This is a genomic window from Actinomadura luzonensis (assembly GCF_022664455.2).
Taxonomy (GTDB): Bacteria; Actinomycetota; Actinomycetes; order Streptosporangiales; family Streptosporangiaceae; genus Nonomuraea; species Nonomuraea luzonensis.
The window spans coordinates 1,462,707-1,485,200 of sequence record NZ_JAKRKC020000002.1 but is presented as its reverse complement, the minus strand read 5'-3'; the positions used below and the strand labels follow the sequence as shown (position 1 = coordinate 1,485,200).

General features: G+C 74.9%; 24 protein-coding genes. 10 read left to right on the top strand and 14 right to left on the bottom strand.

The window, feature by feature from the left end:
* The first annotated feature begins 25 nt into the window (after positions 1-25).
* Positions 26-889 (top strand): aldo/keto reductase, encoded by an 864-nt coding sequence (locus tag MF672_RS37120; protein ID WP_308210606.1) that lies wholly within the window; start codon positions 26-28, stop codon positions 887-889.
* A 148-nt stretch (positions 890-1,037) separates the two neighbouring features.
* On the opposite strand, the gene MF672_RS37115 is transcribed toward MF672_RS37120, so the two are convergent.
* On the bottom strand, positions 1,038-1,535 hold the full coding sequence (locus MF672_RS37115; RefSeq protein ID WP_247815613.1) for a hypothetical protein: 498 nt from the start codon (positions 1,533-1,535) through the stop codon (positions 1,038-1,040).
* Between the two features lie 233 nt (positions 1,536-1,768).
* Between MF672_RS37115 and MF672_RS37110 the strand changes: the two genes are divergently transcribed.
* Positions 1,769-2,461: a GNAT family N-acetyltransferase gene (locus tag MF672_RS37110; RefSeq protein WP_242383989.1), complete on the top strand. Its 693-nt coding sequence runs from the start codon at positions 1,769-1,771 to the stop codon at positions 2,459-2,461.
* 24 nt (positions 2,462-2,485) lie between these two features.
* Here MF672_RS37110 and MF672_RS37105 read toward each other — a convergent pair whose 3' ends face one another.
* The gene (locus tag MF672_RS37105; RefSeq protein WP_242383988.1) at positions 2,486-3,409 is read right to left on the bottom strand and encodes an AraC family transcriptional regulator; all 924 of its coding nucleotides are present in this window, start codon (positions 3,407-3,409) and stop codon (positions 2,486-2,488) included.
* Positions 3,410-3,527: 118 nt separating this feature from the next.
* Here MF672_RS37105 and MF672_RS37100 point away from each other — a divergent pair, with 118 nt between their 5' ends.
* Positions 3,528-4,100 (top strand): NADPH-dependent FMN reductase, encoded by a 573-nt coding sequence (locus MF672_RS37100; RefSeq protein WP_242383987.1) that lies wholly within the window; start codon positions 3,528-3,530, stop codon positions 4,098-4,100.
* Between the two features lie 56 nt (positions 4,101-4,156).
* Here MF672_RS37100 and MF672_RS37095 read toward each other — a convergent pair whose 3' ends face one another.
* Together MF672_RS37095 and MF672_RS37090 are read right to left on the bottom strand one after the other, a co-directional pair.
* Entirely contained in the window at positions 4,157-4,603 is a 447-nt protein-coding gene (locus MF672_RS37095; protein WP_242383986.1) for an SRPBCC family protein, read from the bottom strand.
* A 269-nt stretch (positions 4,604-4,872) separates the two neighbouring features.
* Positions 4,873-5,094, bottom strand: a complete 222-nt coding sequence (locus tag MF672_RS37090) for a hypothetical protein (protein WP_247815612.1) — start codon at positions 5,092-5,094, stop codon at positions 4,873-4,875.
* 375 nt (positions 5,095-5,469) lie between these two features.
* Between MF672_RS37090 and MF672_RS37085 the strand changes: the two genes are divergently transcribed.
* Positions 5,470-6,522 (top strand): hypothetical protein, encoded by a 1,053-nt coding sequence (locus tag MF672_RS37085; RefSeq protein WP_247815611.1) that lies wholly within the window; start codon positions 5,470-5,472, stop codon positions 6,520-6,522.
* Between the two features lie 112 nt (positions 6,523-6,634).
* Here the strand turns inward: MF672_RS37085 and MF672_RS37080 are convergent, their stop codons facing one another.
* Positions 6,635-7,906 (bottom strand): NAD(P)/FAD-dependent oxidoreductase, encoded by a 1,272-nt coding sequence (locus MF672_RS37080; protein ID WP_247815610.1) that lies wholly within the window; start codon positions 7,904-7,906, stop codon positions 6,635-6,637.
* 130 nt (positions 7,907-8,036) lie between these two features.
* Here MF672_RS37080 and MF672_RS37075 point away from each other — a divergent pair, with 130 nt between their 5' ends.
* The 5 genes from MF672_RS37075 to MF672_RS37055 all read left to right on the top strand — a co-directional run bounded on the left by MF672_RS37075 (position 8,037) and on the right by MF672_RS37055 (position 12,945).
* Positions 8,037-8,609, top strand: coding sequence for a TetR/AcrR family transcriptional regulator (locus tag MF672_RS37075; RefSeq protein ID WP_247815609.1), 573 nt, complete (start codon positions 8,037-8,039; stop codon positions 8,607-8,609).
* Positions 8,610-8,611: 2 nt separating this feature from the next.
* Complete coding sequence (locus tag MF672_RS52475; RefSeq protein WP_247815608.1) at positions 8,612-10,567, top strand: SDR family oxidoreductase; 1,956 nt, start codon at positions 8,612-8,614, stop codon at positions 10,565-10,567.
* A gap of 488 nt (positions 10,568-11,055) precedes the next feature.
* The gene (locus MF672_RS37065) at positions 11,056-11,850 is read left to right on the top strand and encodes a DUF1206 domain-containing protein (RefSeq protein ID WP_242381719.1); all 795 of its coding nucleotides are present in this window, start codon (positions 11,056-11,058) and stop codon (positions 11,848-11,850) included.
* A gap of 33 nt (positions 11,851-11,883) precedes the next feature.
* On the top strand, positions 11,884-12,324 hold the full coding sequence (locus MF672_RS37060) for a beta-class carbonic anhydrase (protein ID WP_247815766.1): 441 nt from the start codon (positions 11,884-11,886) through the stop codon (positions 12,322-12,324).
* 84 nt (positions 12,325-12,408) lie between these two features.
* On the top strand, positions 12,409-12,945 hold the full coding sequence (locus MF672_RS37055; protein WP_242381720.1) for a hypothetical protein: 537 nt from the start codon (positions 12,409-12,411) through the stop codon (positions 12,943-12,945).
* Positions 12,946-12,959: 14 nt separating this feature from the next.
* Here MF672_RS37055 and MF672_RS37050 read toward each other — a convergent pair whose 3' ends face one another.
* The 6 genes from MF672_RS37050 to MF672_RS37025 all read right to left on the bottom strand — a co-directional run bounded on the left by MF672_RS37050 (position 12,960) and on the right by MF672_RS37025 (position 19,929).
* Positions 12,960-13,922: an ABC transporter permease gene (locus tag MF672_RS37050; RefSeq protein WP_242381721.1), complete on the bottom strand. Its 963-nt coding sequence runs from the start codon at positions 13,920-13,922 to the stop codon at positions 12,960-12,962.
* On the bottom strand, positions 13,922-14,890 hold the full coding sequence (locus MF672_RS37045; protein ID WP_242381722.1) for an ABC transporter permease: 969 nt from the start codon (positions 14,888-14,890) through the stop codon (positions 13,922-13,924). The genes MF672_RS37050 and MF672_RS37045 overlap by 1 nt, the downstream gene beginning before the upstream one ends.
* Positions 14,887-15,885, bottom strand: coding sequence for an ABC transporter ATP-binding protein (locus MF672_RS37040; RefSeq protein WP_242381739.1), 999 nt, complete (start codon positions 15,883-15,885; stop codon positions 14,887-14,889). The genes MF672_RS37045 and MF672_RS37040 overlap by 4 nt, the downstream gene beginning before the upstream one ends.
* Positions 15,885-16,913 (bottom strand): ABC transporter ATP-binding protein, encoded by a 1,029-nt coding sequence (locus MF672_RS37035; RefSeq protein WP_242381723.1) that lies wholly within the window; start codon positions 16,911-16,913, stop codon positions 15,885-15,887. Before MF672_RS37035 ends, MF672_RS37040 begins: the two co-directional genes overlap by 1 nt.
* Before the next feature lie 57 nt (positions 16,914-16,970).
* On the bottom strand, positions 16,971-18,803 hold the full coding sequence (locus MF672_RS37030; protein WP_242381724.1) for an ABC transporter substrate-binding protein: 1,833 nt from the start codon (positions 18,801-18,803) through the stop codon (positions 16,971-16,973).
* A 418-nt stretch (positions 18,804-19,221) separates the two neighbouring features.
* Positions 19,222-19,929: an SDR family oxidoreductase gene (locus tag MF672_RS37025; RefSeq protein WP_242381725.1), complete on the bottom strand. Its 708-nt coding sequence runs from the start codon at positions 19,927-19,929 to the stop codon at positions 19,222-19,224.
* A 103-nt stretch (positions 19,930-20,032) separates the two neighbouring features.
* Here MF672_RS37025 and MF672_RS37020 point away from each other — a divergent pair, with 103 nt between their 5' ends.
* Positions 20,033-20,875, top strand: a complete 843-nt coding sequence (locus MF672_RS37020; protein WP_242381726.1) for a helix-turn-helix domain-containing protein — start codon at positions 20,033-20,035, stop codon at positions 20,873-20,875.
* 40 nt (positions 20,876-20,915) lie between these two features.
* Here MF672_RS37020 and MF672_RS37015 read toward each other — a convergent pair whose 3' ends face one another.
* From MF672_RS37015 to MF672_RS37005, 3 genes are read right to left on the bottom strand one after another with little or no spacing between them, the layout of a single operon-like run.
* On the bottom strand, positions 20,916-21,377 hold the full coding sequence (locus MF672_RS37015) for a pyridoxamine 5'-phosphate oxidase family protein (RefSeq protein WP_242381727.1): 462 nt from the start codon (positions 21,375-21,377) through the stop codon (positions 20,916-20,918).
* Between the two features lie 54 nt (positions 21,378-21,431).
* Positions 21,432-21,950 carry an amino acid transporter gene (locus MF672_RS37010; protein ID WP_242381728.1) on the bottom strand — a complete coding sequence of 173 codons (519 nt, stop codon included), beginning with the start codon at positions 21,948-21,950 and terminating at the stop codon, positions 21,432-21,434.
* Positions 21,951-21,987: 37 nt separating this feature from the next.
* Positions 21,988-22,476, bottom strand: a complete 489-nt coding sequence (locus MF672_RS37005; protein ID WP_242381729.1) for a MarR family winged helix-turn-helix transcriptional regulator — start codon at positions 22,474-22,476, stop codon at positions 21,988-21,990.
* Positions 22,477-22,494: the final 18 nt, after the last annotated feature.

Genomic DNA, 22,494 nt, shown 5'->3' with positions numbered 1-22,494 from the left:
CGCTCCAGGGGGCAGGGTTGTTCCCATGCACAACGCCATGACGACCCGCACCATCGGTAACCGGCAGGTAGGGGCCATCGGGCTGGGGGCCATGCCCATGTCGGTGGCCGGGCACATGCCGGACGAGGACCAGTCGATCCGCACGATCCACGCCGCCCTGGACGCCGGCGTCACGCTGATCGACACCGCCGACGCCTACACCCCGTCCCACACGGACGTGGGCCACAACGAGCGACTGGTCGCGCGCGCCCTGTCCCTGTGGCCGGGCGACGCGGGGGCCGTGCTCGTCGCGACCAAGGGCGGCCACACGCGCACGCCGGGCGGCTGGGACGTCGACGGCAGCCCGGCGTACCTCAAGCAGGCCTGCGACCGCTCGCTGAAGGCGCTCGGCGTGGACAGCATCGGCCTCTACCAGCACCACCGGCCCGACCCGAAGGTGCCCTACGAGGAGACGATCGGCGCGCTGAAGGACCTGCACGACGCCGGCAAGATCCAGTTCGCCGGCATCTCGAACGCCGACCCCGGGCAGATCAGGCTCGCCCACGACATCCTCGGCGACCGGCTGGTCAGCGTGCAGAACGAGTACTCGCCGCGGTTCCGCACCAGCGAGCCCGAGATCGACGTGTGCGCCGAGCTGGGCCTGGCCTTCCTGCCGTGGTCGCCGCTCGGCGGCATCGGGCGCACCGGCGAGCTGAGCCGCAACGCCGCCTTCAACGAGATCGCCGGCGAGCGGGGCGTCTCGCCGCAGCAGGTCTGCCTGGCGTGGGAGCTGGCCCGCAGCCCGGTCGTCATCCCGATCCCGGGGGCCAGCCGCCCCGAGACCATCCTGGACTCGGTCGCCGCCGCCGGGCTGCGGCTCACCGAGGACGAGCTGGCCCGGCTCGGCTGAGCTGGTCGCGGCGGTCACCGGCGACGTCACGCCGCCGCTGACCGTCGTGCGGCGCGATGGGGGCGGGCGGCCCGCAGCTCACCTGGCCGGCCCGCTCCGGCCACGGCCTCGCCGCCCCCGTCATCGGCCGGGGCGGCCCCGGCGCCCGTCACAGGATGACGCGGCCGACCAGGTCGCCGCCGTCCGCCGCCACCGCCAGGCAGTACGCCGTGCGGTACCGCGGCCAGTCCCCCTGCGCCGGGATGATCGCGACCACGTCGAGCCCCGGCCGCCGCGACGGCACGTACCGCATCAGGGGCGCGCATCCCTCGCGGGCCAGCAGGGACACCGTCTCCTCGCCCGGCCACGGCTGCTCGGGCACCACGTACGAGGTCGCGTACTCCGCCGCGTGCGGCACCGAGCACGACACCACCGTCACGGCGAAGTCCACCGGAAGCGGCGCGATGCAGTCGCCGGGCCGCAGCTCCGAGGCGTGGTACTGCTGCGCGCCCGGCCGCGCGGCGGCCGTCGCGGCGGGACCGGGCGCGGGCGCCGCCCCGGGCTCCGGCGGCGCGGGGGCGGCGGCGGCGCACCCCGCGAGCGCACCCGCGAGGACGCTCACGAGGACGCCCGCGAGGACGGCCGCCGCGGTCAGGTGACGGGTCATGACGCCGGATCGTGGCAGGCGCACATCACGGGACGATCGCCGTCCCGGCTCGGTAGGGCGGCCGTCCGCGCACCGGCGCGGCCCCCGCGTGTGCGGGCCGAGGTGCCGGGTCGGGCACCGCTGTGCCTGGGCGGGCGCGGGTCCGGGAGGTGACCTGGGTGCGGGCGGTGGGCGGCCGTGCGGCATGCTGTCCTCGCACAAACCGTACTTCTCCGGACGAAAGGCACCAGCCGATGCTGAACGGCGAGGCCGCCGCACTGGACCACCCGGTGGACGCGTCCCTGCGCGGCCGGCACGCGCACCTCGCCCGCCGGCTCGGCCGGGCCGCCACCTACCTCCCTGAGGTGGCGACGTTCTGCTCGCCGGGCGCCGACCCGGGGCCGCGCGAGTGGGCCGACCTCGCCCGGCTGCTGGGACGGGGCGCGTTCGCCGACCTGTTCAGCTGCGCGGCCGTGCCGCCGCCGGACTGGGAGCCGGTCTTCGTCCTCGACGGGCGCCAGCTCGTCGGGCCCGTCCGCCCGCCCATGGACACCGGCGCGGACGTGATCGAGCTGGGCCAGGACGACGTGCCCGAGATGCTCGACCTGGTCGCGCGGGCGAAGCCCGGCCCGTTCCGGCCGCGCACCCGAGAGCTCGGCACCTACCTGGGCGTCCGCGAGCGGGGCAGGCTGGTGGCGATGGCGGGCGAACGCCTCCGGCCGCCGGGCTGGACCGAGATCAGCGCCGTCTGCACCGCCCCCGAGGCGCGCGGCCGAGGCCACGCCGCCCGGCTGGTCGGCGCGCTGATGGCGGGCATCGCGGCGCGCGGCGAGCGGGCCTTCCTGCACGTGGCCGAGGCCAACACGGGCGCGCTCGCGCTGTACGAGCGGCTCGGGTTCGAGACGCGCGGACGGGTGACCTTCCGCGGCTTCCGCACCCCGCAGTGACCAGGGCCGGCGCCGCGGGGCGGGTCAGGATGTCGCGGCCTGGCGGCGGAAGCGGCCGGGCGCCACGCCGAACTCGCGTTTGAAGGCGTTGGAGAAGGCGAACTCGGACCCGTAGCCGACCCGCCCGGCCACCTGCGCGACCGGCGCGTCGGTCTCGCGCAGCAGACGGGCCGCGCTCATCAGCCGCCACCAGGTCAGGTACGCCAGCGGCGGCTGCCCGACCAGCGCGGTGAAGCGGCGGGCGAAGCCGGCCCGCGACAGGCCGGCGTGCGCGCCGAGCGACTCGACGGTCCAGCGGCGGGCCGGGTCGCGGTGCAGGGCGTCGAGCGCGCGGCCGATGGCGGGGTCGGCCAGCGCGGCGGCCCAGCCGGACAGCGTGCACGGCTCGTCCCGGGTGTCGAACCAGGCGCGCAGGACGTAGAGCTGCAGCATGTCGAGCAGGGACGACACGACGGTGTCGGTGCCGGGCCGCGGGGCCTCGATCTCGGCGGCCAGCAGCTCGACGGCGGCGCGCAGCTCGGGGTGGCTGCCGAGCGTCGCGGGCAGGTGGATCACCGGGGGCAGCGCGCCGAGGATGGGGTGGGTCCTGTCGAGGTCGAGCCGGTAGCCGCAGGAGAGGATGACGGTCTCCGCCCCGGCGCCGCCGAGCCCGGCGCTGGTGAACAGCTCGGAGTGCGCGCCGCAGTCGGACTCGGCGAGCGGCCTGGACGGGTCGTCGGCCAGCCCGAACCGGTCGCCGTGCGGCAGGAACACCACGTCGCCGACGCTCAGCGGCACGGGCCCGCCGTCCGGGGGCAGCAGCCAGCAGGACCCGCGCAGCACCACCTGGAAGCCCGCCGACCCGGGCGACGAGCGGAAGGCCACGCCCCAGGGCGCCCGCCAGGAGACGCGGGCGGAGACGGGGCGCCCGCACCGCACGAAGGCCATCACATCGCTGAGCACGTCCATGAGCGAAGTCTAGGGCCTGAGACGGTCGCGTATAAATGGTGGACAGTGACGCATTCAGTATCTCAGCAGGTCTCCTTACGGTAGTTCAGGTAACCGAACTGAGCGAAGGAGCACCATCATGTTGAACGTGGGCATCATCGTGGGCAGCACCCGTCCTGGCCGCAACGGCGAGGCGGTGGCGCGGTGGGTGCACGACGTGGCGGCCAAGCGGGGCGACGCCGACTACGAGATCGTCGACCTGAAGGACTACGACCTGGGCAACCTGGACGAGCCCGAGCACCCGTCCACGGGCAACTACCGCAACGAGAACACCAAGCGGTGGTCGGCGCGGATCGCGGCCCTGGACGCGTTCGTGATCGTGACCCCGGAGTACAACAACTCCTACCCGGGCGCGCTGAAGAACGCCCTGGACCACCTGTACGCCGAGTGGACGAACAAGGCGGCCGGCTTCGTCGGCTACGGCGTGGACGGCGCGCCCCGGGCGATCTCGCACCTGCGGCACGTCCTCGGCCTGCTCGGCGTCGCCACCGTGTCGAACCAGGTGGGCCTGTCGATCCACACCGACTTCCTGGACGGCTTCCACCCGGCGGGCATGCACGAGGACCGGCTCGGCGTCGTCCTCGACCAGGTGCTCGCCTGGGGCACGGCGCTGCGCACGCTCCGGGTCCCGTCCCAGCCGGCCGGGGTCTGAGCCCCACCGTCAGGCGCGGAGCGCGAGGCCCGTCAGGCGCGGTGTGCCGGGGGCCGTCAGGCGCGGAGCGCGGGGGCCCGGGCGGCGAGGACGCCGGCGCGGGCGAGCTGCACCTCGCGGGCCTTGCGCGCGGCGTAGCGCAGCAGCGGGCCGAACGCCGCCCGCACCCGCAGCTCGTCCCGCACCTCGGTGCCGCCGTCACGGCCGGACAGCGCGAACCGGTAGGCGAGCCGCACCCCGCCGGGGCTGTCCACCTCGCCCGCCACCCCGTCCCTGGTGGGCCGCAGGGTGACCTCGATGTGGTTGTCGTAGCGGAGCAGGCCGAGGAAGCGGAAGCGCTCGACGCAGGTGTAGCGGACGCCGTCCGGCTCGCGCCGCACCTCGCGCACCTCCACCACCAGCGGCGACAGGCCGACGTAACTGGCCGGCTCGCTAAGGTGCGCCAGCACCGCGGCGGGCGGGGCGGGCACGTGGAAGGTGTTGCGCAGCAGGGTCTCGGGCACCGCTCACCTCGGCTCGGGGAAGGGGTGTCAAGCTTGGCGGACGCGGCGATCGCCTGTCCAGGGACGCCCGCCTGCTGACGGTCGCCCGCCGCGACCCCTGACGTCCTGGACGATTTTCGGCATCCGCCTCATGGACGGAAACAACGGCCACTACCCTGCTGTCGCGATGTGCAATCACGCCGTCACCCATGGTGAGGAGTGGCCGTGCGACGGTCCATCAGAGGCAGCAGGAGCCTGGCGCGGCCGTACCGCGACCTGGTGTGGCTCGCCTACCTGGTCCTGCCCCCGTCCGCCGGGGAGGAGCGCCGGCTGGTGCTCGCGCACCGGCTGGCCGCGGCGGAGCTGGCCCGGCACCACGGCCGCGACCAGGCGCGGCTGCGGCAGGCGCTGCTGCGCAGGGCGTTGCGGGCGCGGGTCATGCCGTGGTCCGGGCGGCTCGCCCGGCTGGAGGCGGTGCCCGCCGTCACCCGGGGCACCGACACCGCGTTCACCGAGGAGCTGATGGCGTTGCGGCCGGCGGCGCGGGGCGCGTACGCGCTGCTGCGCCTGGAGGGGCGGCCCGCCGGCGAGGTGGCCGACCTCCTGGCCGGGGCCGGCGTGCCCGACCCGCCCGGGGCGCTGGCGGAGGTCGCGGCGCTGGAGGCGCGCTTCGGCGACGGGGCCGCGGCGATGTTCCGGCCCGCCTCCGACCCGACGCTGGCCCGCTGCTACGGACGGCTGTCCGGCGGGCGGCTGCGGGCCGGGCTGGTCGCGGGCGGGGCCGTGGCGGCGCTGACGGCGGCGGTCGCCGTGCCGCTGCTGCTGGACACCCCGAGGTCGTCGCCGTCGGCGGCCGGGCTCCCGCGCGTCCGGACGGCCGGCCGGCGGTGGCGTCCGCCGCGCCCGGCGCCTGGCGCGGCAGCACCGAGCTGGACCTGTCCACGTGGGCCGCGCGCGGCGCCTCACGCGACTCGGCGCTGGTCGGGCGCGCGCTGCGGGCATGGGGCCGGGCCGCGGGGCAGCTCCTGTACGCGGGGAAGGTGGACGGCGCGGCCGTGGTGCTGGTGCGCGACGGCCGGCAGGTCGCCCGCTACACCGAGGCGGGCGGGCCGGGCCGGCTGGAGGTGTTCCCCGCGCCGCGCACCAAGCCGGACGGCACCAGCCCGCTCAAGCTGCGCACCACCGCGGCGGGCAGCCGCTACCTGCTGCCGCCGTGGGTGCGCGAGGTGTCGGCCGCGCCGCTGGCCGGAGCGGCGCCCGCCTGGCGGCGGGTGGCGGTCAAGGGCGGCGTGACCGCGCCGGTCAAGGCGGCGGCGGGCGCGCGGTGCTGGCAGGGGCCGGTGCTGCGGCTGCGGGCCCCGGAGATCGCGCACGGCATGCCGTACACGATGCTCGACCTCGGCGACCTGTCGCTCGCCAACGCCTACTACCAGCCGCCGCCGCCCGCCGAGATCAACCGGTACGGGCCGAGCGAGCTGGACGTGGTGCCCGGCGGGTTCACCGCGTGGAAGGGGCTCGGCTGCGCGATCGACCGGCCGCACGGCGAGTACGAGGCCGCGACGGCGTGGGAGTTCTGGAGCGGGACCCTCCCTGAGGGGGTGCGGGGCCGGTGGATCTGCCTGCGGCTGACCGACGTGGAGGGCGGCAGCCTGGTGCGGGGCGTGCTGTTCGGCACGCACGGCGGGCGCACCACCGCCCAGCAGACCGGCGGCCGCTCCGGCACCTGGGACTGCAGCCGGCTGCGGCGCGACGTGGTGGCCGGGGCGTGGTGGCGGGCGCCGTCCGGCAGGCACTACTACGTCGCGGCCGGGAGCAGGCGGGTGGTGCGGATCACGCTCGGCGGGCGGGCGGTGCCGGGCACGTACGCGGAGGCGCGCGAGCGCGACCCGGAGCTGTCGGCGGTCAACGAGCTGGGCGAGAAGGTCGAGGTCCTGCGCTGAACGGCGCTCGCCGGCCGGTGTCCGGTCCTCGGCGCTCGCCGGCCGGTGTCCGGTCCTCGGCGCGGGCGCGCTGCCCGGTCTCAGCCGTCGGCGCGGACGCGCCGGCCGGTGCTCAGCCGTCGGCGCGGGCGCGTTGCCCGGGGCGGCGGGCGGCCGGGGCGCCGAGGTCGGCCAGCACCGCCTCGGCGGCGCGCCGCCCCGACACCAGCGCGCCCTGCAGGGAGCCGGTGTCGCGGTGGTCGCCGCACACGTACAGCCCGGCGCGCATCCGGACCGGGCTGCGCAGCGGGTGCGGCGGCGGCATCGCGGGCAGCGCCGCCGGCACCACGTACGTGGCCAGGTGCTCCCAGGACGAGGTGTCGCCGTAGATCTGCGTGAGCCGCTCGCGCACCGGACGCTCGTCCTGCGTCACGCCGAGCACCGACGTGGAGATCAGCGCCCGCCCGTCGGCGGCGTAGGTCGGGGCGGCGTCGGTGAGCACGATCGTGTCGGTGACCACGCCGGTGGCGTCGATGACCTGGATGGCCTCGCGCAGCGGCGAGCGCGGCGCGGCGTGGTAGAAGGTGGTGACCGGGCGCATCGCGGGCACCTCGATCCCGTCCACCAGCCGGCCGGCCGTCTCGGGGTCGGCGGCCACCACCACGGCCTGGCCGCCGGTCGTGCCGCCGCCGTCGAGCTCGACCTCGCCGGGCGCGACGCGGGCGACGCGGGCGCCCAGGGTGACGGTCCCCGGTGGCAGCCGGTCGGCGAGCTGCCGCGGGATCTGCCCCATCCCGAACGCGGGCACGCCGATGGTGCCGCGCGCGAAGGAGCGCCAGATGAGGTGGAAGACGCGGCTGGAGGTCTCCAGGTCGCGTTCGAGCAGGACGCCGGCGAGGAAGGGCCGCAGCAGGCCGTCGATCATCCGGTCGGACATGCCCCAGGCGCGCAGCTCGTCCAGGGTGCGGCGGTCGCGGCCGCGGCGCAGCCGGGAGGCGGGGAAGAGCAGGTCGCGGGCGGTGACGGCGGCGAGCACGGCCTTGTCGCGCGGCCCGCCGACGGCCGCGAGCAGGCCGCTGAGCGCGTGCCGGGGGTGCCGCCACGGCAGCATCACCCGGGACCGGCCGCGTTCGCCGTGCACGAGCAGGCCCGAGGCGAACGGCCGCACGTCCAGCGCGGCGGTGTCGAGGACGCGGCGGACCTCGGGGTACCCGGTGTTGAACACCTGGAAGCCCCGGTCGAGCCGGAACCCTCGCACCACGTCGGTCCGCACCCGGCCGCCGACCCCGTCGGACGCCTCAAGCACCCGTACCGCGACGCCGGCCTCGTGCAGGTGGACCGCGCAGGCCAGCCCCGCCATGCCGGCGCCGACGACGATGACGCTCGCCCCCCGTTCACTGCTCATGGGGTCGCCCTACCCCGGGCCTCGCGGTTCAGGCCGCCCGCTCCACCCCGGTCCGGGACGCCGGCGGGAGGCGTCGCCGCCTCAGCCGCCTCTTGCCAAAGAATATATAGACCGGTCTATTATCGACCGCATGATGAATCGGGCCAAGGGCGCGGCGACGAGCGCCAGGCTGGCCGAGTCGATGCTGGAGCTCATCCAGGCGCACGGCTACAGCGGCACGGGCCTCGCCACCGTGACCGAGCACGCGCGGGCCCCCAAGGGCTCGCTCTACTTCCACTTCCCCGAGGGCAAGGAGGCGCTCGGCGAGAAGGCCGTCGAGCTGGCCGCCGAGCGCTTCCGCGCCCTGCTGGACCCGGCGGCCGACGGCCCGCCCGGCGAGGTGCTCGGCCAGGTGGTGGACGTGCTGGCCGGGATGCTCACCGAGTCCGGGTTCCGGCTCGGCTGCCCGGTCTCGGTCGTCACCCTGGAGATGGGCGGGCAGAGCGAGCGGCTGCGGCAGGCGTGCGCGCGGGCCTTCGAGACGTGGATCGAGGCGGTCGCCGCCTTGCTGACCTCCCGGGGCCGCGCCCCCGAGGAGGCGGCGACGCTGGCCACCGCCGTGGTGAGCACCATCGAAGGCGCCATGATCGTCTCGCGGGCCCGGCGGTCGGCCGAGCCGCTGCGCTGCGCCGCCCGCGCCCTCGCCGCGCTGCTGGAGGCGTGAGCATGGGCGAGCGGCACGCGCTGGTGTTCGGCGCGGCGGGGTACGTGGGGCGGAGCCTGGTCCTGGAGCTGGGGCGGGCGGGGGTGCGGGTGAGCGTGGCGGCGCGCGGACGGGAGTCGTACGAACGGCTGGCCCGGTGGCTGGCCGCGCACGGCCACGAGGACGCCCCGGCCGACGTCCGGGCGGACTTCGCGTCGCCGGCGCTGATCGACGACGCGAGCACGGCGGACGTCACCGAGATCTACAACTGCGCCGGAGCCTACCGGTTCGGGATGACGGAGGAGGAGGCCCGCCGCGGCAACGTGGACAGCGTGCGCGCCGTCGTCGCCTTCGCGGCGGCCCTGCCCCGGCTGCGGCGGCTGGTCCACGTGTCGGGGTACCGGGTGGGCGGCCAGGACCCGGCGGCCTGGGACGGGCAGCGGCGGCGGGCGGCGTACGCCGCGCTCGGCGCGTACGAGGCGTCCAAGGCCGAGGCGGACGCCGTGCTGCAGGCGGCCGCGGACGAGCGGGGCGTGCCCTGGTCGATCGTCAACCCGTCGAGCGTGATCGGCGGGGCCGGCCAGTACGTGGGCCTGGCGGCGACCCTCAAAGAGCTGTGGCTGGGCCGGCTGGCGGCACTGCCGGGCGGCGCGCGGACGTTCGTGCCGGTGGTCGAGGCCGGGTACCTGGCGCGGTTCATGGCGCTGCTGCCGGAGGACCCGGCGACGGCGCGGCGGGCGTACTGGGTGCTGGACGAGCGGACGCCCGCGCTGCCCGACCTGCTCACGCTGGTCGCCCGGCATTACGAGGTGCCCGTGCCGCGGCTGCGCGCGCCGGTCGCGCTGATCAGGCGGCTGCCGCCGCGGCTGACCAGGACCGACCCCGAGACGCTGACGTTCCTGTCGGAGGAGCGTTACCCGACCGGGCCGGCGGCGGAGCTGGCCGCCCGGCACGGCCTCGCCCGGCCGGACACCGCCGCCACGATCCTGGCCTGGGCCGACGACCTCGCCGCCCACCGCTTCGGCGAGGCCCCGGAACCCGCGGACCGGCCGGCGCCGGGCAGCGGCGACCGGCCCGGTGCCGCGCCGGCGGGCGGGCGGCGGTTCCGGGTGGTGGGCGGGGTGCGGACGTTCGAGACCGGCCCGGCGGGCGCGCCGGCCGTCGTGCTGCCCGGCCTGCCGGTCAACGCCGACACCTGGGCCGCGGTGGGCCTGCCGGGCACGCGGGTGGCGGACCTGCCGGGGCTGGGCCTCAGCGGCGGCGGACCCGCCGACTGGCCGTCCTGGCTGGCCGCGCTGCTCGCGGCGGAGCAGATCGAGCACGTGGTGGGCCACTCCCTCGGCGCGGCACTGGCGCTGGAGGCGAGCCCGCGCACCGGGCGCCTCACCCTCGTCGCGCCGTTCTTCCTCCAGGCGCGCACGCCGTCCTGGACGCCCGCGACCCGCCTGTACCTGCGCCGCGTGAGCCCGGAGGCGCTGGCCCGCCGGCTCACCGGCGACCCGGCGCACGCCGCCGCGCTCCGCACGAGCGTCGCCGACCTGCGCCGCCCGGGCGTCGCCGCGACCGCCGCGCGCCCTGACCGCGGCCGGCGGCCGGCGGTGGCGCGCGGCGCTACGGGACCGGCTGCGCCGCCACGAGGGCCCGCTGCACGTGATCATCGGCGAACACGACCCGCTCACCCCGGACGACCACGACCTCCTGGCCACCCTCCCCCACGCCACCCTGACCGTCATCCCGGGCGCGGGCCACCACCCCCAGCTCACCCACCCGGACCGGCTCGCCTCCATCGTCCGGCAACAGGCCGGCGGCGGACGCTGAACCCCGGTCAGGAGCGGGCGTCGGCGTCCTCCAGGCGGACGAAGGTGGCGCCGGCGGCCGCCGCCCGCGCGCCCAGCACGTGCCCGTCGCACATGCGGGTCTCCGTGCCCGACCGGTCGATGACCTTCCAGGTGACCGGCTCCTGGCAGGGGCGGCCGTAGCGGTCGTGGTTCCACTGGCGGCGGCAGACGCGGCACTCCGAGACGCCGCCGCGGGTGGACAGGGTGTTGCCGTGCTCGGGGCAGACGCCCCACGGCATGCCGCACGGCTGGACGCGGAGCCGGGCCAGCTCGCCGGCCGCGCTCTGCAGGGCGTCGCCCGCCTGGGCCAGGCGGTCGGCGGCCTGCCGGGCGGCCCCGAGGTGCTCGTGCTCCGGCGTGCCCGCGGGGGCGCTCCTGAGCAGGTCGCGCACCTCGGCGGAGAGCGCCTCGGCGCGGCTCGCGAGGGCGCGCAGCTGCGCGGGGGTCACGGTCATGCGGGCTCCCTCAGGCGGACGTCGTGACGCCGATCCTACGTCCGCCGGGCCGCCGCCGCGTGCCGCGCGATCATGGTGGTGACGGTGCTCACACCCGCCCCTGACCTGGCGAAGGTCTAGGAATCGTCTGGCGGGGCACTTCGATGGTCTTCACACGGAGTACCGGAGGATTCCATGAGCGAGACGGAGGCCATGGCGCGCCGGGCGACCGACAGCCCGGCGATGGACAGGCTCACGCGCGTCGGCCTGGTCTGCCGCGCGGTGCTGTACGGCCTGATCGGCGTGCTGGCGATCCAGATCGCCTTCAGTGGCAACGGCGGCCGCCAGGCCGACAAGAACGGGGCGATCAGCCAGGTGGCGTCGCTGCCGTTCGGGATCGTGCTCTTATGGATCATGGTGGTGGGGTTCGCCGCCCTGATCGTCTGGCAGGCGGGTGAGGCGCTGTTCAAGGCGCACCGGCTCAAGGACCGGGTCGAGCCGATCAGCCGGGTGGTGGTGTACGCCTTCATCTGCACGGCGTTGCTGACCATGCTGCTGACCGGGCACACCGGCTCGGACGACCAGCGGTCCAGGGACGTGACGGGCAAGCTGCTCGACCTGCCCGGCGGCCAGCTCCTCGTCGGCGCGATCGGGCTCGGCATCGTCGCCCTCGGCGTCTACTGGATGCGTTACGGCGTCAAGAAGAAGTTCCGCGAGCACCTGAAGCCGATGCCGCCGAAGGCGAGCGCGATGATGAGCCGGCTCGGCCTGGCCGGGTACCTGGCCCGCGGCCTGATCGCCGCCCTGGCGGGGGTCTTCGTCGTGCAGGCGGCCATCACGTTCGACCCCGACAAGGCGGGCGGCATCGACGCCACGCTGCGGCGCTTCGCCGACACCCCGGCCGGGCCCTGGCTGCTGGTCGTGGTGGCCCTGGGGTTGCTGCTGTTCGCGGTGTACTGCCTGGGCGAGGCCCGCTGGCGGCGCACCTGAGCCGGCGGGCGGCTCACCGGCCCGCCCCCCCCGATCCGGGGCGGGCCGGCACTGCCGCCCGCCAAGCGGCTGGCCGTGGTGACCTGCATGGACGCCCGGATCGACGTCTACGCGATGCTGGGGCTCAAGCTGGGCGACGCGCACGTGCTCCGCAACGCGGGCGGCGTCGTCACGGCCGACACGCGGCGCAGCCTGGCCATCAGCCAGCGCCTGCTGGGCACCCGCGAGATCATGCTGATCCACCACACCGACTGCGGCATGCTGACCTTCACCGACGACGCCTTCAAGCAGGACGTCCTGCGCGACACCGGCATCCGGCCCGACTGGGCGGCCGAGGCGTTCCACGAGCTGGAGGAGGACGTCGTCCAGTCGATCCGCCGGGTCAGGGCCGACACCTCGATCCCGCACAAGGAGGCGATCCGCGGGTTCGTCTACGACGTGCGCACCGGGCAGCTCCACGAGGTCAAGCCGTAGCGGACCGGCCGGACCCGGGGAACTTGATCGTTTTCGCACGTGCGCTTGATCCAACGTTGAGGCCCCAGGCCGTAGGTTCCGAACATGCGTGCAGACTTCACCTGGGCGGACGGCCTGCCGGCGGCGGCCGTCCTGGCGGGCATCGTGGCCGGCGTCCTGGCGGGCATGACGGCGCTGGCGGTGTGCACGGCGGCGATCGGCTGGCGGAGCAGGTCGCACGCCGCGCGGGTGGAGCAGGCCCGCCGGGCCACCCTGGACCTCGTCACCGCCGTCGCCGACCTGCGCGCCGACCTGCACGCCGCCGCGACGCCCGCCGAGCGCGGCCTGGCGGTGGCGCGGTGGCGGTCGCGGTGGATGCTCGGCGCGGCCCTGCTGGACCTGGTCGACGCCGCGCACGCGGAGCGCGTACGGCGCATGGGCCGCCGCCTGTACGCCGAGCTCATGGCCGGCGGCGCCGACGTCCGGCTCACGGCCGGCGGCGTGGATGTCCGCCTCCTGGTGGGCGGCGCCGACGGCAGGGACGGCGGGCAGCGGGCGCGGGCGGGCACCGTCAGGGAGCTGGCGGCGCACCGGGCCAGGCGCGTCCGCCCGCAGGCGGCCCGCCCCCTCGTGCCGCGCTGACCCGCGAACGCGGTTCAGGCCAGGCGGATGCGCGGGTCCAGCAGGCCGTAGGCGATGTCCACCAGCAGGTTGGCGACGACGACGGCGGTCGTGGCGAGGATGACCACGCCCATGATGACCGGCAGGTCCCCGCTGACGAACGCCTGCACCACCGCCTGCCCCACCCCGCCGAGCCCGAACACCGACTCGGTCACCACGACGCCGCCGATGAGCGTGCCCACGTCCACGCCGAGCTGGGTCACCACGGGCGTGAGCGCGGCCCGCAGCCCGTGCCGGTAGATCACCCGCCGCTCCGGCACGCCCTTGGCGCGGGCGGTGCGGATGTAGTCCTCGCCGAGGATGTCCAGCAGGGAGCCGCGGGTGAGCCGGGTGTAGGAGGCGGCCTGCACGAAGGCGAGCGTGATCCAGGGCAGGACGAGGTGCCGGGCCCACTCCCCCGGGCTCTGCGAGAACGGGACGTACGAGTCGGGCGGCAGGATCGGCGCCCCCGCCATGGAGAGCTGGAAGAACAGGAAGTACAGCAGCAGCAGCCCGACCACGAACGTCGGCATCGACACCCCGGCCAGCGCGAAGACGGTCAGCGCCCGGTCCAGCAGGCTGCGCGCCCGGGTGGCGCTGAGCACGCCGCTGCCGATGCCGAGCGCCAGCCACAGCACGGCCCCGCCGAGCACGAGCGAGAACGTCGGCGGGAAGTCCTGGGCCAGCAGCTTGCCGACCGACTCGCCGGAGAAGTACGACTTGCCGAGGTCGCCGCGCACCAGCCGGCCGAGGAAGTCCACGTACTGCAGCAGCACCGGCCGGTCGAGGCCGAGGTTGTGGCGCACCAGCTCGACCTGCTCGGGCGTGGCCTGCCGGCCGGCGAGGGTGCGGGCCGGGTCGCCGGGGGCGACGAAGAACAGCAGGAACGTGCCCAGCGTCACCAGCCAGAGCACCAGCAGGCCGAGCAGCGCCCGGCGCAGCAGGAACGCGCGCAGCATCACGCCTCCCCGGGGGCGGCCTTGCGGCGCTTGCCGCGCCGGCTGAACAGGCGCTCGGTACGGGGGTCGAGGGCGTCCCTGACGCCGTCGCCGAGCAGGTTGAACGCGAGCGTGGTGATCAGCAGCGCGGCGGCGGGGAAGCCGAGGTACCACCAGGCGACCCGGTAGAAGCCCTGCGCCTCGCTGAGCAGGTTGCCCCAGGACGGGGTGGGCGGGGTGATGCCGAGCCCCAGGTACGACAGCGTCGACTCGAAGACGATGGCGACCGGCACCAGCAGGGTGGTGAGCACGATGACGGGCGCGAGCAGGTTCGGCAGGATGTCCACGAACATGATCCGGAAGTCGCCGGCGCCCATGGACCTGGCGGCCTCGACGTACTCGCGTTCCTTCTGCGACAACGTCTGCCCGCGCACCACGCGGGCGATGGCCGCCCACGAGTAGAACGCGATCACCCCGATCGTGGCGCTCAGCGACGGCCCGGCGATGGACACCACCGCGATCGCGAAGATCAGGTACGGGAACGACAGCACCACGTCCATCAGCCGGGACAGGATCGTGTCGACGACGCCGCCGTAGTAGCCGGCCAGCAGCCCGACGACGACGCCGACCAGCGCCGCGAGGCCGGTGGCGACCACGCCGACCAGCAGCGAGACGCGCGCCCCGTACAGGACCCGGACGAACAGGTCGCGGCCGAGCCGGTCGGTGCCGAACCAGAACGCGCCGTTCGGCGCGACCGGCAGCCCCTCGTCGGTGATGCCGGTGTCGCGGAACTGCACGTCGGGGTCGTGGCCGTTCCAGGCGGCGATGAGCGGCGCGGCCAGCGCGAGCGCGCCGAGCAGGAGCACGACGACGCCGGAGACCAGCGCCACCCGGTCGGTCCTGATGCGCCGCCAGGCGAGCTGCCAGGGGCTGCGGCCGGCGATGGCGCGGTCGGTGACGATGTCCGGCCGCAGCTCGGTGAGGGTCATGCGGGCCTCCCAGCGGTCAGGTCCTCGCCGGCCGTGACGGGGAAGTGGCAGGCGACGAGGTGTCCCTTGCGTTCGAGCGGGGGCTCCTCGCGCGCGCACACCTCCTGCGCCTTGGGGCAGCGCGGGTGGAAGCGGCAGCCGGAGGGCGGGTCGATGGGCGAGGGCACGTCCCCGGTGAGGATGACGCGCCGGCGCCGCTCGGCCTCGTCGGGGTCGGCGACGGCGGTCGCCGACAGCAGCGCCGCCGTGTACGGGTGCCGCGGCGACTCGTGCAGCTCCTCCGCCCCCGCCAGCTCGACGATCTTGCCCAGGTACATGACGGCGATGCGGTCGCTGATGTGCCGCACCACCGACAGGTCGTGCGCGATGAACAGGTACGTCAGCCCGAAGTCGTCCTGGAGGTCCGTCAGCAGGTTGAGGATCTGCGCCTGGATGGAGACGTCCAGGGCCGAGACCGGCTCGTCGCAGATGATCAGCCGGGGCCGCAGCGCGAGCGCCCTGGCCACGCCGATGCGCTGCCGCTGGCCGCCGGAGAACTCGGCGGGGAAGCGGTTGTAGTGCTCGGGGTTGAGCCCGACCCGCTCCATCAGCTCCTGCACCGTGCGGCGCAGCTCGTCGCCGCTCATCACGCCGTGGATGACGAGCGGGTCGGCGATGATCGAGCCGACCCGGCGGCGCGGGTTCAGCGAGCCGTACGGGTCCTGGAAGATGACCTGGATGTCGCGGCGGTAGGGGCGCATGCGCCGCCGGGGCAGGTTCGTGATGTCCTGGCCGTCGAAGCGCACCGTGCCGGCCGTGACCGGGTACAGCCCGGCCACGCACCGGGCCAGCGTGGACTTGCCGCAGCCGGTCTCGCCGACCAGGCCCAGCGTCTCGCCCGCGGTCAGGGCCAGGGTGACGCCGTCCACGGCCCGCACCTGGCCGACCGTGCGCTTGACGATCGCGCCGGTGGTGATCGGGAAGTGCTTGACCAGGCCGTCCACTTCGAGCAGCATCACGCGTCCTCCTTCGCCTTCGCCCGCAGCGCCTCCGCCTCCGCGCCGAGCCCGACCGCCTGATGCGGCAGCCAGCAGGCCGAGGCGTGCCCCCGCCCGCCGCCGGTGACCGGGGCCAGCGGCGGGCGCTCGGCCACGCAGACCGGCATCGCGTACGCGCAGCGCGGGTGGAAGGCGCAGCCGGCCGGGACCGCGATGAGGCTGGGCGGCGAGCCCGGGATGGGCCGCAGCCGCCCGCCGCGGTCGCCGGTGCTGCCCGGCAGCGACTCCAGCAGGCCCTTGGTGTAGGGGTGGTGCGGGCGGTAGTAGAGCGTGCGCCGGTCGGCGCGCTCCACGACGAGGCCCGCGTACATGACGAGGACCTCGTCGGCGATGCCGGCCACCACGCCGAGGTCGTGGGTGATGAGGATGAGCGCGATGTCGAACTCGGCCTGCACCCGGGCGATGAGCTCGAGGATCTGCGCCTGGACGGTGGCGTCGAGCGCGGTGGTCGGCTCGTCGGCCACGATGAGCTTGGGGTTGAGCGCGAGCGCCATGGCGATCATGGCGCGCTGGCGCATCCCGCCGGAGAACTGGTGCGGGTAGTCGTCCACCCGCCGGTCCGGCCGGGGGATGCCGACCAGGCCGAGCAGCTCCACCGCGCGGGCCCGGGCCGCGGCCTTGGAGACCTCCGGCCGGTGCACCCGGATCAGCTCCTCGATCTGCCAGCCGACCTTGTAGAGCGGGTGCAGGCTGGTCAGCGGGTCCTGGAAGACCACGCTGATCTCGGCGCCGCGGACGCGGCGGAGCTGCTCGGCGTCGAGCTTGAGCAAGTCGACGCCCTCGAACAGGGCGGTTCCGGATATGTCGGCACCCGGGGTGAGGCCGAGGACGGCCTGGGTGCTCACGGTCTTGCCGCTGCCGGACTCGCCGACGATGGCCAGCGTCCGGCCGCGGTCGATGCTGAACGACAGCCCCCTGACGGCCTGCACCACGCCGTCCGACGTGGGGAAGGACACCTGGAGGTCCGTCACCTCGAGCAGGCTCATGTGTCTCCCTCGCCACGGCCGGCGGGCCGCCCGCGGGCGGCCGCCGGCCGTCGCCGGTCACGGGGTGTTCGGCTGGAGCCAGAGGTTGGTGATGTCGTAGAGCTGGAACGCCGGCAGGTACAGGGCGTTCTGCACCCGCTTGCTGTGGTAGATCGGCGTGTTCTGGTTGTTGAACGGCACGATCACGGCGTCGGCCATCACCGCCTGGTCGGCCTGGTGCCACAGCGCCGTCGCCTTCGCGGTGTCGGTCTCGGCGAGCGCCTGCTTCATCAGGTCGTCCACCTTCGGGTTGCTGTAGCAGCCGTAGTTGCTGGTGCCCGGGTTGCAGTTGGTCTGGAACAGCGGCTGCATGGTGGCGCGGCCGTTGTTGCCGTACCAGTCGGGGACCCAGCCGGGGGCCGAGATGTCCCACTTGCTGTCCTTGGCGATGGACGGGTTCTGCAGGAACGCGCCGTAGTAGTCGCCCTGGCGGACCGGCAGGCCCTTGACCGTGATGCCGCACGCCTTGAGGTCGGCCGAGTAGGACTGGAAGTTGGCCGGGTGGTTGCCCGCGTTGCGGAAGGCGCCGATCAGGGTGAGGCCGTTCGGGTAGCCCGCCTCGGACAGCAGCTGCTTGCACTTGGCCGGGTCGCCCTGGTCGTTCGGCGTCGGGTACGGGTTGTACTCCTGGTAGCCGATGTTGCCCGGCGGGATCGCGGTGTGCAGCGGCACCGCCACGTCCGCGCCGCCGTAGATCTTGGCGATGGCGGTCTTGTTGATGGCGTACTCGATGGCCTGGCGCACCTTGAGCTTGCCCATCGCGCCGTTCTCGTTCTTGCTCTGCAGGTTGAACACCAGGTACGGGTTGGTGACGGCGCCGGGGAAGATGTGGAAGTTCGGGTCGCCGGACTTCAGGCGCGGGATCTGCGAGGTGGGCACCGGCAGGTCCCAGGCCAGGTCGGCGCTGCCCGCCTCCAGCTGCTGCTGGACGGCGTCGGGCTCGGCGACGCCCATCTTGACCTCGACGGCGTTGACGTACTGGTGCCGGATCGGGTCCGACTCCTGCTTCCACGCCGGGTTGCGCTCCAGTCTGATCGACTTGGTGGCCACGTACGAGGTGATCTTGTAGGGGCCGTCGGAGATCACGTGCTGGCGGAAGGTGGCGTCGTCGGGGACGTACTGGTCGTACTCGGCCGGGGCGGCCGAGGAGAAGTTCAGCGACAGGATGTTGAGGAAGTCGCCGGCGGGCTGGTTGAGGGTGAAGACGAGCGTCTTGTCGTCCTTGGCCTGGACGCCGGCGATGTCGTGGCCGTTCTGGAAGGCGGCGAGGGCCTGCGCGGTGGGCTTGGCCTTCTTGAACGCGGCGGTGTAGGCGTCGCAGTAGCCGGCCATGCCCTTGATCGTGCTGGTGTAGTAGCCGGGCGCCCCGGCCCCCGCGACCGGGTTGCACAGCCGCTTGAACCCGCGCACGAAGTCGCCCGCGGTCACCTGCCTCGGCGGCTGGGTGTCCCACTGCACGCCGTCGCGCAGCTTGATCGTGTAGGTGAGCTTGTCGGCGCTCAGCCCGCCGTTCTCCGCGGTGGGCAGCTCGGCGGCGACGTCGGCGACCAGGTCGAAGCCCTTGGTCGTGTCCGTGCCGGCGGGCACCCCGCGCAGCGCGAACAGCTGGCGGGCGTAGCCGCGGATGATGCCGTTGGTGACGGTGTAGTAGGCGCTGGTCGGGTCCAGATGGTCGACGTCGCCGCTGCCGACGAGCCGCAGCGTGCCGCCGGTCACGGGCTTGCCCGCGCCTTGGGTGGAGGACGGGGGCGCGGATCCCTTCGATCCGGTTTCCGTCGCGCAGGAGACGGTGGTGGCGATCAAGGTTGCCGCCGCCGCCACGATCATGCTGAGATGGCGCAAGCTGGCCATCTGCCCTCCCTCGTGCCGAGATGGGGATCCATGTGGTCGGCGAGGTGGGGCGCGCGCCGTGGCCGCGGGGCGCGCCCCACGTTTGCTGCTTCCAGCAACCCTCGCGGGCGCGCCCCTGTCGAGCACGGTTACGCAAACGTTGAACACGCGCGATCAGCCGGTGATGCGGATTTCGTCCCGGTGATGTCGGGAAATCGCGACACGCGAGTGAAAGGCGCTGGTCGGGGGGCGCGGCGGGCCGGGGTTGATCGAAGCTTCACAAATCCTCAACAACCCGCCGCTACCTTTCCCGGCATGAACATCGGCGCACCTGAGATCATCATCATTCTGGGCTTCTTCGTGCTGCTCGCCCTGGCCGGGCTGGCGGTCGTCGTGGTCTTGCTGCTCGTCCGGGGCCGCCGCTCCCGGTAGGACGGGGTCACCAGGGAAGAGGGCCCTCGGCGTCGAAGTAGCCGCCGGTCGGGCCGTCGGGGCCGAGGCACGCCATCCTGACGATGATCTCGGCTCCCTCCTCCACGGTCTGCGTGCCGGCGTGGCCGTTGAGGTCGGTCGCGGTGAAGCCCGGCTCGACCGCGTTGATCCGCATCCCGGGGAACGCCTTGGCGTACTGCACGGTGATCATGTTGACCGCCGCCTTCGACGCCGGGTAGGCCACTCCCGGATAGGCGTGGGCGGGCGAGCCGGGCGTGGAGACCGTGGCCAGCGAGGCCAGCCCGCTGCTGACGTTCACCACGACCGGCGCGGCCGAGCGCCGCAGCAGCGGCAGGAACGCGTGGGTGACCCGGACCAGCCCGAAGACGTTGGTCTCGAACACCTCCCGCATCAGCTCCGCGGTCGTCTCCCCGGCGCCGGCCACCGCGTTGCCGGGCCCGCGCGCCTCGATGCCGGCGTTGTTGACCAGCACGTCGAGGCCGCCGCCCGCCTCGATCTCCTTGACCGCGGCGGCCACGGATGCGTCGTCGGTCACGTCGATGAGGACGAGGCGGGCGCCCAGCTCGCCGGCGGCCCGCCGGCCGCGCTCCGGGTCGCGGCTGCCCGCGTAGACGGTGTGGCCGGCGGCCACGAGCCGGCGCGCGGTCTCGTGGCCGAGCCCCTTGTTGGCTCCGGTGATGAGTGTCGTCGTCATGCCTTCACCCTCCCGCCGGGACGGCCGGCGCAACCATGCCACCCGATGTCCTGGGACTGCCGGTACCAGGCAAAACACCCTGGGGTAGGGCAGACTGGGGCACATGGCTGCGGGGGAACTGGGGCAGGCGGTGCGGCGGTGGCGGGACCGGGTCCCACCCGAGGCGGCCGGGCTGCCCGCGAACGGGCGGCGGCGGGCGGCCGGGCTGCGCCGCGAGGAGCTGGCCCTGCTGGCCGGCATCTCCGTCGAGTACGTCACCCGCCTCGAACAGGGCCGGGCCGCGCACCCGTCGGCGCAGGTCGTCGAGGCGCTGGCGCGGGCGCTGCGGCTGTCGGCGGACGAACGGGCGCGGCTGTTCCGGCTGGCCGGGCTGGCCCCGCCGGGGCCCGGGTCGGTGCCCGGCCACATCCCGCCGAGCGTGCACCGGCTGCTGGACCGGCTGACCGGCACCCCCGTCGCGGTCCACGACGCGACCTGGACCCTGCTGCTGGCCAACACCCCGTACGTGGCGCTGATGGGCGACCCGTCCGCCTGGCGCGGCCACGAGCGCAACGGCGTGTGGCGGCACTTCCTCGGCGGCGCGGCCGGCCGCACCCGGCACACGCCGGAGTCGCTGCGCGCGTTCGAGGAGGCGGTGGTCGGCGACCTGCGCGCCGCCGCCGACCGCTACCCGGCCGACCCGCGGCTGCGGCGCCTGGTGAGCGAGCTGCGGGCGGGCAGCGCCCGCTTCGCCGAGCTCTGGGACTCCGGCGTGGTCGGCCGGCACGAGAGCGGCCACAAGACCATCGTCCATCCGCAGGCCGGGCCGGTGACGCTCGACTGCGACGTGCTGACGGTGGCGGGCAACGACCTGCGCATCATGATCTACACGGCCGAGCCGGGCACCACGGACGCCGAGCGCCTGGCCCTGATCACCGTCCTCGGCACGCAGTCCCTCGTCGGCTGACGGCTCCCGGTCCGGCGTCCGTTCAGAGCGGGGCGGCGGGTCAGGGCGGCGCGACGGTGACGCCGCCGGGGTGCAGGGGCAGCCGGCGGCCGATGATCTCGGCGGGCCGCAGCCGGACGAACACCGGCTCGGCCAGCGCCACCCACGGCGCCTCCGCCAGCTCCTCCAGCCGGGCGACCTCCGCCGGGTCGGTCACGATCTCCGCCCGGCCGCTGACCAGCACGCTCCAGCCCACGCGCAGCGCCGGCTCCACGTCGTCGACCTCGAATGACAGGGGCACCCCGTGCTCCACCGCCACCACCTCGCCGCCGTGCCGGGAGGTGCGGAACACCAGGTCGCCGCCGTCCAGCAGGAAGTTGACCGGCACGACCTCCGGCCGGCCGCCGGGCGCGGGCCAGGACAGGCGGCCGATGGCGGCGGTGGGCAGCAGCGCCAGGCAGGTGTCACGGTCGAGGGGCTCCAGGTGGCCCTCGCGGGCGCTTCGCGTTCCCCACGGCTCCATGACGGCATCCTCGCACGCCCCACGCCCGCCGGCCCTCCGGACACGCCTTCTCGCTCAGCGGCCGAGCCGGGCGCGCCAGGGGCAGGACGGGTGGGCGGTCGCGAGGGCGCCGGCCAGCCAGCGCCGCTGCTCGCCGGTGAGCAGCGGCAGCACCGTCTCGACGTCGGCCGCGTCCTTGGGCCGGGTGCCCATGGCCTTGTAGAGGAGCTGCACCTCGGGGGCGAGGCGGCGGAAGCCGTCCTCCCCGGCGGTCAGCCCGGCGAGCGGGCGGCGCACCCGCGGGTCGCGGCGGTAGACCCAGTCGCCGCCGTCGGCCTCGTCCAGCATGAGCTGGAAACGCCACGGGCCGCCCGGGCGCTCCCGCACCCAGACGTCGTGGGCCGTGGCGGGCAGGGTCTCCCCCGCCGGCCACGGGCGCAGGACGCCCGGCACGACGGCCGCGTGCACGTCCCAGCCGTCCAGGAGGCGGCGGGCGGCGAGCTGGTCGCGGCGCAGCAGGCCGACGTCCACGTCGCCGTGCTCGCCGAGCGGCGCGGCCTCCCAGGGACCCCACGGGGTCTCGATGCGCGTCATGACGCAACCGTCGCCGGTGCCCGGACCGAAGACAAGGTCAGGAGGAGGAACGGGGCGCGGCGCGCAGCACGCCCAGCTCCTCGTTGAGCGCGTCGAGGAAGGCGGCGACCGTGCGGAGCTCGTCCTGGCTGAAGCGGTCGAGCGCGTTGGCGGTGCTGCGGCCGACCGGGCGGAAGAACGCGGCGGCGAACTCCTTCGCCGCGTCGAGGTAGTGGAGGTGGACCACGCGGCGGTCGTGCGCCTCGCGGACACGGCGGATGTGCCCGGCCCGCTCCAGGCGGTCGAGGCACGCGGTGACCGCGCCGGAGGTGAGGTTGAGCTCCTCGCGCAGGCGGCTCGGGGTGAGCGGCGTGGGCGAGTCGAAGATCATGACGAGCGCCTGCACGTCGGTGGTGTGCAGGCCGTGCTCGCTCGCGAACTCGTGGGCGATCCGGTTGAACTCGGCGGTCATCCGGCGCAGCCGCGCGGCGAAGGCGTGCAGGCCGAGATCCTCCGCGCGGGTGCCCTCCCCGCTGCCGCCGTCCATGTGACCATGCTACATTAA

Bases quoted from the DNA above. Each gene is read 5' to 3' on its own strand.
- MF672_RS37065 (WP_242381719.1), top strand. From the start codon at position 11,056: ATGAGCGAGACGGAGGCCATGGCGCGCCGGGCGACCGACAGCCCGGCG.
- MF672_RS37050 (WP_242381721.1), bottom strand. From the start codon at position 13,922: ATGCTGCGCGCGTTCCTGCTGCGCCGGGCGCTGCTCGGCCTGCTGGTG.
- MF672_RS37010 (WP_242381728.1), bottom strand. From the start codon at position 21,950: ATGACGCGCATCGAGACCCCGTGGGGTCCCTGGGAGGCCGCGCCGCTC.
- MF672_RS37075 (WP_247815609.1), top strand. From the start codon at position 8,037: ATGATGAATCGGGCCAAGGGCGCGGCGACGAGCGCCAGGCTGGCCGAG.
- MF672_RS37105 (WP_242383988.1), bottom strand. From the start codon at position 3,409: ATGGACGTGCTCAGCGATGTGATGGCCTTCGTGCGGTGCGGGCGCCCC.
- MF672_RS37020 (WP_242381726.1), top strand. From the start codon at position 20,033: ATGGCTGCGGGGGAACTGGGGCAGGCGGTGCGGCGGTGGCGGGACCGG.
- MF672_RS52475 (WP_247815608.1), top strand. From the start codon at position 8,612: ATGGGCGAGCGGCACGCGCTGGTGTTCGGCGCGGCGGGGTACGTGGGG.
- MF672_RS37110 (WP_242383989.1), top strand. From the start codon at position 1,769: ATGCTGAACGGCGAGGCCGCCGCACTGGACCACCCGGTGGACGCGTCC.
- MF672_RS37030 (WP_242381724.1), bottom strand. From the start codon at position 18,803: ATGGCCAGCTTGCGCCATCTCAGCATGATCGTGGCGGCGGCGGCAACC.
- MF672_RS37035 (WP_242381723.1), bottom strand. From the start codon at position 16,913: ATGAGCCTGCTCGAGGTGACGGACCTCCAGGTGTCCTTCCCCACGTCG.
- MF672_RS37055 (WP_242381720.1), top strand. From the start codon at position 12,409: ATGCGTGCAGACTTCACCTGGGCGGACGGCCTGCCGGCGGCGGCCGTC.
- MF672_RS37115 (WP_247815613.1), bottom strand. From the start codon at position 1,535: ATGACCCGTCACCTGACCGCGGCGGCCGTCCTCGCGGGCGTCCTCGTG.
- MF672_RS37080 (WP_247815610.1), bottom strand. From the start codon at position 7,906: ATGAGCAGTGAACGGGGGGCGAGCGTCATCGTCGTCGGCGCCGGCATG.
- MF672_RS37025 (WP_242381725.1), bottom strand. From the start codon at position 19,929: ATGACGACGACACTCATCACCGGAGCCAACAAGGGGCTCGGCCACGAG.
- MF672_RS37120 (WP_308210606.1), top strand. From the start codon at position 26: ATGCACAACGCCATGACGACCCGCACCATCGGTAACCGGCAGGTAGGG.
- MF672_RS37005 (WP_242381729.1), bottom strand. From the start codon at position 22,476: ATGGACGGCGGCAGCGGGGAGGGCACCCGCGCGGAGGATCTCGGCCTG.
- MF672_RS37100 (WP_242383987.1), top strand. From the start codon at position 3,528: ATGTTGAACGTGGGCATCATCGTGGGCAGCACCCGTCCTGGCCGCAAC.
- MF672_RS37015 (WP_242381727.1), bottom strand. From the start codon at position 21,377: ATGGAGCCGTGGGGAACGCGAAGCGCCCGCGAGGGCCACCTGGAGCCC.
- MF672_RS37045 (WP_242381722.1), bottom strand. From the start codon at position 14,890: ATGACCCTCACCGAGCTGCGGCCGGACATCGTCACCGACCGCGCCATC.
- MF672_RS37040 (WP_242381739.1), bottom strand. From the start codon at position 15,885: ATGCTGCTCGAAGTGGACGGCCTGGTCAAGCACTTCCCGATCACCACC.